A 10,075-nucleotide genomic window follows, 5' to 3' on the forward strand; every position below is an offset into this window, starting at 1 on the left:
AGGTAATCCAGCGGGATATCGAATTCCCACGCATCATCAATCGTATCATCGGGGTTAAAGTAATTGACTCCGATTTTTTTTGCTTTCCCGGAAAGTCCTGCAAAAAAGCCATCATAGAAACCTTTCCCATACCCTACCCTGTTGCCTCTTGCGTCACAATACAGCAAGGGCGTGATAACATAATCAAAATTCACTTCTCCCGAGTCATTATCAGAAGCGGGCTCGGAAATTCCCCAGGAATTGGTATGATAGGCAGTGTCTTCTGATATTTCTACGGAAATGAGGCGGGTATCCACTATTTTAGGCACAAAAACACGGATATTACGGCTCAGGAAATAATCGATGAAAATCCGTGTATTGATCTCCCTGAATTTTTCAATCGGAATAAAGATATGCACTTTCTGTCCGGGAACAGGTTTGAAGTAGTCTGCAAAACGCTGAAAGATCTCACGGGACAACAGGAAAGCCTCATCGGTTGACAAGGCTTTTCTTTTCTGCATATATTTTTTGCGGAGCTCTGATTTCAGCATGGATCAAACATTTTCAGAAGGCTGTATAATTTTATAAAGCTTGTCAGACAGCCGGGTTCTGAAAGGAACCGGAAACGTAATCTGATCTCCCGGTACGGCTGTGTCTGCAGCATTCCCATTTACGTAAAGCTCAGTCATCAGGATTTCCTGGTCTCCGGTGGTAGGCCCTGAAATCAGCACTTTATCACCTCTCGATAATCCGTTGTTTTCCACCAAAAACTGGGCGACCCCGGACTTCGGGTAATAATGCTCGGCTTTTCCGATCAGGACTTTCTTTACCGTAATCTTCCGGCGGATATCTTTCGTAACTGCTTTGGCCAGGGGCGCATCGGTAAGGTTGCCGGATTTTTTAAATTTCAGCGATTCGGACTTTCCTTTTCTGAAGATTTTATTGCCGACCTCTTTTCCTTTTCTTAACCTCACCTGTTCCTCCCAAGGCAGATGTGTAATCTCCAGGCATTCCGTAGAACAGCAGTTTTCCATGGCGGCCTTGCATTCGTCACATTGAATGAAGAGCAGATGGCAGGCATCATTTGCACAGTTCGTATGGTTATCGCAGGGCTTCCCGCACTGGTGGCATTGCGAAATGATATCATCGGTAATCCTTTCCCCTAAGCGGTGGTCGAAAACGAAGTTTTTTCCGATGAATTTACTTTCAATCCCTTCTTCTTTGATCTGCCGGGTGTACTCAATAATCCCGCCTTCCAGCTGGTATACATTTTTAAAACCCTGATGCTTAAAATAGGCACTGGCTTTTTCGCAACGGATCCCGCCTGTGCAGTACATCAGCAGGTTTTTATCCTCTTTAAAGTCCTGCAGCTGTTCATTGATCACCGGAAGGCTTTCCCTGAAGTTTTCCACATCCGGTGTAATGGCCCCTTCAAAATGGCCGACTTCGCTTTCATAATGGTTCCTGAAGTCCACCACAATCGTATTCGGATCTTCAAGCAGCGTATTGAATTCTTTTGCTTTTAGGTGGATGCCTTTGTTGGTAACATCGAAGGTATCGTCACTGAGACCATCGGCAACAATTTTATTCCTGACTTTTATGGTCAGCTTTAAAAAAGAATGGTTGTCCTGCTCTACTGCCACGTTAAGGCGGATGCCTTTCATGAAATCGTAAGCCTCCAACGTATCCCGGAAAGCATCGAACTGATCTGCAGGAACACTCATCTGGGCATTGATTCCTTCATGGGCCACATAAATACGGCCGAGCGCATCAAGGGCATTCCAGGCTATAAACAGTTCGTCGCGAAATTTTTTGGGATCTTCAATTTTGGCATACGCATAGAAAGACAATGTAAGGCGTTCCTTACCGGCTTCATCAATAAGCTGAGCTCTTTCTTCTGCGCTTAAGGTGTTATACAGTTGCATGCTATAAACTTTTTAAGTGAGAAAAATATTCCTGCAAAGATAATCATTTTAAGCAATGGCAGTCAATAGTCTCCGGGTATGACAAATAACAGCATTATGACAGCATTTAACTTTCATCCTGACAATTCATCTTATTCAGTGACATTTTGTCTTTAATATTTTTTTAAGATTTGTTAATCCCAGTCTTAACAATTACGACATAATCTGTAAACTATTGCTTATCCTGTTAAATTTTAGTTAAAGCTGAAACATTGTATACCGATTGAATACTTATTTAGCATTAGATTTGTTTACAATAAAAAACGGAAACGATACATAATTTATAACAAAAGAAAAGATATACAATGAAGAGTACTTTAAAAAAACTATTGCCATTTGCTGTAGTAGGCGTAATTTCAGGAGCTACTACCGTTGGAACATTACAATATTTCAATCATGATACTGCCAGCGGTGATCAGTCTTATTTTACCAAATCATCCTCCAATGTCTCATTTGCAGGGATGAATTCTGCAGCAGTGGGAGATGACTTTGTAAAAGCGGCCAAAACAACCGTTCCGGCTGTTGTTACCATTAAAAATTATCAGTCGAGGACTACAAACAGGGCTTCAGAACAGGATCTGTTTGATTATTTCTTCGGAGATCCTTTCGGCGGCGGCGGAAGAGGCCAGCAAAGACAGCGACAACAGCAGCAGGCTCCGGACAACATGCCTTCAGGAATGGGATCAGGAGTAATCATCTCTCCCGATGGCTATATTATATCCAATAACCACGTGGTAGCAGGGGCCAACAAACTGGAGGTAGTTCTGAGCAATAAAAAGTCCTATATCGCAACATTGGTGGGAACGGATCCCAATACCGATATTTCCCTTTTGAAAATCGAAGAAAAAGGGCTGCCTTATTTAAATTTTGCCAATTCAGATAATATTGAAGTCGGGCAATGGGTACTGGCCGTAGGAAACCCGCTGGGCCTTAACTCTACCGTAACGGCAGGGATCGTTTCTGCAAAAGGCAGAGGGATTGGAATTTTAAGCTCCCAGGGAAAAGCTGCCAACCCTATTGAAAGCTTTATCCAGACGGATGCTGCCATTAACCCGGGGAATTCTGGAGGTGCACTGGTAAATACCAACGGCGACCTGATCGGGATCAACTCTGCCATTCAATCCACTACCGGCTATTACCAGGGTTACGGATTTGCCGTTCCTTCCAACCTGGCCAGAAAAATTATCGAAGATATCAAGAAATTCGGAATTGTTCAGAGAGGATTCTTAGGCGTCACTTCACTGGACCTTTCGAATGACATGCAGGTAGCTGCTTATAACAAAGATAAGAAATCAAACATCAAAGCCGGCTCCGGAGTGTATGTCACAGGATTCGGAGACAACAGCGGTGCTGAAGATGCCGGCCTGAGAATAGGCGATATCATTACTAAAATTGATGCTACTCCTGTTACCGATTTTGCAGACCTGTCTGTTGCGATCGGAAGCAAGCGCCCTGGTGACAAAGTAATGGTAACCTATATGAGAAACGGCAAAGAGGCTACTGCCAATGTTACCCTGAAGGACCAGAAAGGAGGAACTTCTACAAGAACAAAAGCAGACCTGAGCGTAACGGAGAAAATCGGTGCTGAGTTCAAACCTCTGGATGAAAGATTCAAAACGGATTACGGGCTAAATAGCGGTGTAATAGCTACTAATGTAACAGAGGGAAGCGAAATTGCTAAAATAGGAATTGTAGATAATTACATTGTTATCGAGATCAATGGTAAACCGGTAAACTCCCAGAAGGATGTTGAGAAAATCCTTGAAAAATATTCCGGGAATGTATCCGTAAAGTTTGTGGATGCCTACGGCCAGATTTACACAAGAGGATTCAAAATGCCTTAGTGGAACAAAATAAACAACTAAACTTCACTTCATATCAACAAAAACGCTGCAGATGTTTTCTGCAGCGTTTTTTATTGATTCTCACATTCGTCATATCCTTTTATTTTAAGCAACAGCTCGAGATGATAGAACGAAAACGGGAATATTTATTTGTTATTCATCTTCTCGGCGATCCGCCGTTTCTTTTTCCGTTCGTAAATGACTTCCACGATTTTTCCTCCGATCCACGAAAACGGAAAAAAGGTCAGGAAAATAGAAACTTTATAAAAAGTAGGATGGTAAGGAAAAACGATCACATCCAGCATGGCTATGAAAAGCATGATGAATCCGATCAGGATGGCATATGCTACTTTGGCATATTTTACAATAATGGCCGTAGCCACTCCTCCCACAGTAGTCCCCAATCCGGAAATAAACAGCAGAAAACCGAAAAAAGCCCCGTCTTTCTCCATAGTCTGAAGGAATTTCTGCCAATGCTCAAAAGGAGCGAACGCTTCAAAAGTAACCCATTGCGGAAACACCCTTATTCCAAGGGTGATGATGAGTCCGGCAATGCCGAGGCCTACAAGAACCGCGAATGTATTTCTTAAAAAGTTCATTAATCCTGATGTGCGATCATAGAAATTTCGATATCAACATTTTTCGGCAGGCAGGAAACCTGTACCGTTTCACGGGCCGGATAGCTTTCCGCATCCAGATAAGAAGCATAGATGTCATTCATCACCGCAAAGTCATCCATACTTTTAAGGAAAATGGTTGCTTTTACCACATGTTTAAAAGTCATTCCCGCTTCGGTAAGGATTGCTTCCAGGTTTTTCATTACCTGATGGGTTTCCTTTTCGATGCCTTCCACCAATTTGCCGGTAGCAGGATCTACAGGAATCTGTCCGGAAATGTACAATACGCCGTTAGCCAGGTTAGCTTGTGAATAAGGACCGATAGCGGCAGGCGCATTTACCGTGTTGATTATTTTTTTCATTAGAATTTATTTTGGGTGCAAATATAAAATTTATATTCTATTTCCCTAATCAAATATCAAATCTGATGCTAAAATGGTGCATTCGGCTGGGTAAAGCTGCGGTCTTTATATTTCAGGGCATCACTTAAGATATTGGCTTTGATCCCGATAAAGAAATCATATACCTTATACTGCCCGAATGGCACCCAGTTGAAATTGATGGTGAAACTCCGCTGATCGCGGGAAAAACCGATCCGGGTATAGGCCAGCTGCTTGGTTACCATATCATAATGGGTACTGCCGTTGATGTTCCAGAAAGGCGTCAGCTTAAGGGATCCGTCAAGCCCCACGGAGGCCAGTCTTGTCGGAGTCCTGGAGGCGGTGCTTCTGGTGTAGGCATAATTGGCATTCACATTCAGCGTCCAGGCCTGTTCAAAATGGGCGTAGTTATCATCATCAAAATAATAATTCTCATTCCGGATTTCCCCCTTCTTCGAATATTTTTTGGAATAATCCGTTTTCTCTCCGAATATTTCGCTGCTCAAAGGATAAGACAGCTGAACGTTGAATCCCTGTATGCCAAAACCTCCGAAATCCTCAGTTCTGATTCCGCTCTCCTGCCCGGGAAGATAAACGATTTTATACGGGTCCAGGGTAAGACTGGAGTTTACACTCAGTTTATTATTAAAGAAAGACGATTGCCCGTTGACGGTAATGATGGACCACGGATGATCTTTTGCGGCAAAGTTATAACTTCCTGAAAGGTTCAGGGATTCGAAGATCTTCAGTTTTTTCACTCCCGTAGAATCGCTTTTGGATCTTACTTTCATTTCGATATTGTTCCCGACGTTGAAGCCGAGAGCTCCCACCATTCCGCTGGTAGGGCTGCCGATGATTCCGCCGTCGAAGATGGAATAAGGAGTCAGCGCACCGTTGGCGTCATAATAATTCCTGTAATAGCCGAAGCCGGAACCTCCGAAATCCGGCGAATAGGTAAATCCTAAGCTCGGTGTCATCATATGCCTGATGGCTTCGATCGCAGCTCCTTTCCTGAAATTCTTCTGGCCGTATAAGGTAGTCTGGATACTTGCCGTAGTGGAAAAGGTAGAATATCCGGATACGCCTTTGTTCACTTCAGTTACGACTGCGTTTTTAATAGGATCATACAGCCTTCGGGCAGTTTTGGTCGTCAGGGCATTATCGATGTTCGCTCCCAGGCTGAAAGTGAAATACTTCGCAACCGTGGTATTGGTCCCTAAAGTAATATTATTTTTCAGCCCGGTCTGCATTTTCTCCCACATGGCAGCGGTGAAAAGCTCGCCCTCATTGGTCTGCACGAAGTTGGTCAGGTTCAGCCCCGTGTTTACCGTAATGTTTTCAAGCAGTCCCTGTCTTGTGCCTGTTCTTGACCCGAAGAGATAGAACTGGTTGATGGCCACGTTCATCTGCGGAAGACGGAGATCGGAAAGCCCGGTTGCAAAATTCTGTGAATAGGAAGCGGTACCGGTAATGGTGGCCGGCAACTTCAGGACTCTTTTGGTAAGGGTTACCGTAGAATTCTGCTGGGTATTGAGAACATTCTGGTTAAGGATATAATTATTGTTCAGGGTATTGTTGTAAAACTTCGTACTTACGATATCTACCGATGCAGAAAAGGTAAGAAACGGGTTCGCCTTGGTATCCTGGGTATGCCTCCAGGCAATCCTGTAGGTACTGGTTCTCCCGTAATCATCCAGTCCTTTGATTCCCCGCACGGCGGTTCCGATGTCTGCGGAGAAATTTCCGGAATAGCGGTATTTTTTCACATAGTTCATTTCCGGCCTCAGGTTCCAGCTTCCTTTCGTATAAATGTCGGAGAGGATTTTAAGGTCGAAGTGTTCCCCGATGGGCTGGTAATAGCCAAGCCCGTTCAGGAAGAAACCCACGTCCTGACGTTCCCCGAAACTGGGAATGAGGATTCCGGCTGCCCTTTTATCCGAGAACGGGAGGATGGCAAAAGGCATAATGAGCGGGGTCGGTACCTGTTCGATGTACATCTGGATCGGTCCGGAGATAATGGAAGATTTGTTTTTGGTCTTCACCAGCTTGATGTTGGAAGCCCGGAGATGATAATCGGCGGCGGTATCTTTTTTCTTGATGAAATAATCATCGGTGGTATAGTTGGCGCGTCTCATGGCAAAGACGGAATCGTTGTATTTTTTGGTTTTTTCCGCTACGATAACGCCTTCGCTTTCTTCGGTTCTTGCATTGAACGCTGTTGCCTGCCTGGTTTTGGTATTGTACTGGAACTGGTCGGTTTCATATTTCTTTCCGGCCTGTGTAATCACTGCCGGTTCTATGATTTTCCCTAAAGAATCCTGCTTTCCGCGGGCAAACATCAGGCTTTTCCCTTCATCAATGGAGATATAGTCTGCATCAATCTGTACATCCTGATACTTAACCTGGGCATTTTTATTCAGGTAGATCATTTTTTTCTGGAAATCCCGGCGGTTGTAGTCTGCTTTAGTCTGCAAAACATCCTCCAGGGATTCCTTCGGCAGGACAATCGTATCCTGCTTTGCTATGGTATCATTTACCGCATTTTCAGGCAATTTTCCAGGAGTCTGTTGTGCTAAAAAATTGTTAAAAATTAGGATAATTAAAATTTGTAATATATTTTTGGAGACGGTTTTGGCCAATTTATGTGTTATATTTATGGTATACAATTAAGGCCCAAAATTAATATATTTTTTAAAACTGTAAGATGCACAAAGTAAATTTTAGAATAATTTTATCATTTCTTCTTATCCTGTTCAGCAACTTCATTTTTTCACAAAAGAAATTCATTATTGTTTTGGATGCGGGACACGGGGGAAGTGACCACGGAGCAACCCGGTCTTACGAGGACATCGGCAGGATTGCAGAAAAAGACGTTACCCTTGCCATCACTTTAAAAGTGGGGACCATGCTGGAAAAAAACAAGGACTATAAAGTAATCTACACCCGGAAAATCGATGAATACCCTTCGTTATCAGACCGGACCAATCTTGCCAACAGAAGCAAGGCAGACCTTTTTATCTCCATTCACTGTAATTCATCAAAGCGGCCTACGGCTTATGGTACGGAAACCTTCGTACAGGGTCCGGATCAGAATGATACCAACCTGGAGGTAGCCAAAAGGGAAAACGACGTAATTTTCCTGGATGAAAAAGACAAGCAGATCTTCGGTTCATACGATGCAAGCTCACCGGAATCACTGATTGCCCTGAAACTTCAGCAGAGCCGGTATCTGGAGTCCAGCCTGCTGCTGGGAGGACTGGTGGAAGACAACTTTGTAAACAAGGATAAAAGGAGCTCCCGCGGTGTTTTCCAGAAAAACCTTCACGTACTGCGGATGAATGCCATGCCTTCCGTCCTTATTGAGACAGGATTCATCAACCATCCTGAGGAGAGCCATTACCTGGCATCGGAAAAAGGACAGAACGAGATCGCAGAGAGCATCTATAAAGCCATTATCGATTACAAGAAAGCCGTGGACCGGAAATCAGGTACTCCGGCCGTAGTGAAGAAACCCGAACCGGACCGGCTGGCAGAGGTAGCGCTTAAGAATGATTTCAGAATCCTCCTTCTCAGCGCCCCTACCAAATACAATGACGGCGATCCGGCTTTGAAAGGGCTGAACTACATTTTACCGATCAAGGAAAACGGACTCTATAAATACTATTACGGCGTTACCAACCTTGCCTCCGTAAGGGATATCAACATCAAAACGGCCAAGGACGCCGGATTCAGGAATGCCTATGCCGTAGGATTCATGCCGAACCAGAAGCTGAACACCGGCTACTATACCCTGGAAGTGTACACCGGAGACAAGCTGAACGGGAACTCCCCTATTCTGCAGACACTGAAAGATGTGGAAAGGAATAAGGAAAGCGGTGTGTTCTATTATACCTATGGCAAAGTATATTCCCTGGAAGATGCGGTAAAGCTTCAGAAAGAAGTGGAAGCCAAAGGAATCAGGAATACGGTAATTCAGAAAGTTTTTAAATAGCGCAAAAAATTTTGAGGTTCAAAAGTTAATGCCTACTTTTGCAACCTCAAAATCAGGCCTATTCGTCTAGTGGTCAGGACTCAAGGTTTTCATCCTTGCAACAGGGGTTCGATTCCCCTATAGGCTACTCTGTCCGGCAGATCAAATCCCTGAACGTTATATCGTTCAGGGATTTTTCATTTCCGGAACCGGAACCATGCTAGAATGATCACATGTTCACTTTCAGCCTGCTGACGAACTTAACCTACCCTGTTTTTCTTTTCAGGGGTTCTGATTCCTTCTGACTCCTCAGGTATTTCTCATTATTAACCGCTTCATTAAATGACCTTCCGGCGAGGCATCCGTGAACATTTCCGCCTCTTAAATTTAACCGGTTTTATTTCAGACCATTACTATGAAAAGCAGCAAATATTTCACGATATCTTCGCAGAATTATTTTTTTTATTTTAGAAAAAGAGTATATTTGCACCGTCTGAACAGGACATGAAGGCACGTAAAGATGCAACACATAAAGTGATGAGATGTATCTGAAGCACCCGGAGTTTTTCTGCAGGCGACAAATTCAGATCATGCCGGATTTAAAAATACAGGAAGCAAAACTGCTATTTGAAAAAATCCACTCTCACCCGAAAAGTTACGATTTACAGATCAATGAAGAAGGGATTACAGGCAGTGACGATAAAATAAGTTTCAGGCTTTACAGGACCGGAGAAAGAGTCGATTTTGCAGTAACGATTGACGGACTTACCTTCACCAACACGACTGGAGAATGGAACAATGCGATGGTAATGCTGAAAAGCACCATCCGGAAATTAGAAAGAGAAGAAGAGAATATTAAAATAGAACAGGCAATAGATAAACTCAGAAAATATTTATCCGAAAAAAAATAAAATTTTTTAAAAATAAATTTGGAGGATAAAAAAAAAGTTTTTACTTTTGCACTCACATTTGAACGATATGGCAAATCATAAATCAGCATTAAAAAGAATCAGACAAAACGAAGTAAGAAGAGTTCGTAACAGATATTATCACAAGACTGCCAGAACGGCACTTAAAGTGTTAAGAAATGAAGAAAACAAAGCTTCTGCTGTAGAACAACTGCCAAAAGTAATCTCTTTGTTGGATAAATTAGCGAAGAAAAATATCATCCACAAAAACAAAGCAGCTAACTTGAAAAGCAAATTAACTAAGCACGTTAATAAACTGGCTTAATAAGTATAGTTGGCCCGTTCGTCTATCGGTTAGGACCTCAGATTTTCATTCTGGTAAGAGGGGTTCGATTCCCCTACGGGCTACAAAA

9 protein-coding genes and 2 tRNA genes are annotated in these 10,075 nt (G+C 43.1%); 6 read left to right on the plus strand and 5 right to left on the minus strand.

Going from position 1 to position 10,075, the window contains the following annotated elements:
* A partial coding sequence (locus QZ735_RS15125; protein WP_294249987.1) for a 5-formyltetrahydrofolate cyclo-ligase occupies nucleotides 1-500 on the minus strand: 500 nt, incomplete at its 3' end.
* 33 nt (nucleotides 501-533) lie between these two features.
* Nucleotides 534-1,904, minus strand: a complete 1,371-nt coding sequence (locus tag QZ735_RS15130) for a rhodanese-related sulfurtransferase (RefSeq protein WP_294249989.1) — start codon at nucleotides 1,902-1,904, stop codon at nucleotides 534-536.
* A 344-nt stretch (nucleotides 1,905-2,248) separates the two neighbouring features.
* Here QZ735_RS15130 and QZ735_RS15135 point away from each other — a divergent pair, with 344 nt between their 5' ends.
* A complete protein-coding gene (locus QZ735_RS15135; RefSeq protein ID WP_294249992.1) occupies nucleotides 2,249-3,787 on the plus strand; it encodes a trypsin-like peptidase domain-containing protein in 1,539 nt (512 codons plus the stop codon).
* A gap of 146 nt (nucleotides 3,788-3,933) precedes the next feature.
* On the opposite strand, the gene QZ735_RS15140 is transcribed toward QZ735_RS15135, so the two are convergent.
* From QZ735_RS15140 to QZ735_RS15150, 3 genes are all read right to left on the minus strand, one after another.
* The gene (locus QZ735_RS15140; RefSeq protein WP_294249993.1) at nucleotides 3,934-4,386 is read right to left on the minus strand and encodes a hypothetical protein; all 453 of its coding nucleotides are present in this window, start codon (nucleotides 4,384-4,386) and stop codon (nucleotides 3,934-3,936) included.
* Nucleotides 4,386-4,766: a RidA family protein gene (locus tag QZ735_RS15145; RefSeq protein WP_294249995.1), complete on the minus strand. Its 381-nt coding sequence runs from the start codon at nucleotides 4,764-4,766 to the stop codon at nucleotides 4,386-4,388. Before QZ735_RS15145 ends, QZ735_RS15140 begins: the two co-directional genes overlap by 1 nt.
* Before the next feature lie 68 nt (nucleotides 4,767-4,834).
* A complete protein-coding gene (locus tag QZ735_RS15150; protein ID WP_294249997.1) occupies nucleotides 4,835-7,423 on the minus strand; it encodes a putative LPS assembly protein LptD in 2,589 nt (862 codons plus the stop codon).
* 65 nt (nucleotides 7,424-7,488) lie between these two features.
* Here QZ735_RS15150 and QZ735_RS15155 point away from each other — a divergent pair, with 65 nt between their 5' ends.
* The 5 genes from QZ735_RS15155 to QZ735_RS15175 all read left to right on the plus strand — a co-directional run bounded on the left by QZ735_RS15155 (nucleotide 7,489) and on the right by QZ735_RS15175 (nucleotide 10,070).
* Nucleotides 7,489-8,775: an N-acetylmuramoyl-L-alanine amidase gene (locus QZ735_RS15155; RefSeq protein WP_294250000.1), complete on the plus strand. Its 1,287-nt coding sequence runs from the start codon at nucleotides 7,489-7,491 to the stop codon at nucleotides 8,773-8,775.
* Between the two features lie 55 nt (nucleotides 8,776-8,830).
* Nucleotides 8,831-8,902, plus strand: a tRNA-Glu gene (locus QZ735_RS15160).
* A 442-nt stretch (nucleotides 8,903-9,344) separates the two neighbouring features.
* Nucleotides 9,345-9,665, plus strand: coding sequence for a hypothetical protein (locus QZ735_RS15165; protein ID WP_294250002.1), 321 nt, complete (start codon nucleotides 9,345-9,347; stop codon nucleotides 9,663-9,665).
* 67 nt (nucleotides 9,666-9,732) lie between these two features.
* A complete protein-coding gene (gene rpsT, locus QZ735_RS15170; protein ID WP_294250004.1) occupies nucleotides 9,733-9,987 on the plus strand; it encodes a 30S ribosomal protein S20 in 255 nt (84 codons plus the stop codon).
* 11 nt (nucleotides 9,988-9,998) lie between these two features.
* Nucleotides 9,999-10,070 (plus strand) — tRNA-Glu (locus QZ735_RS15175).
* Nucleotides 10,071-10,075 lie beyond the last annotated feature (5 nt).

Source organism: uncultured Chryseobacterium sp. (assembly GCF_913776365.1).
Lineage (GTDB): Bacteria > Bacteroidota > Bacteroidia > Flavobacteriales > Weeksellaceae > Chryseobacterium.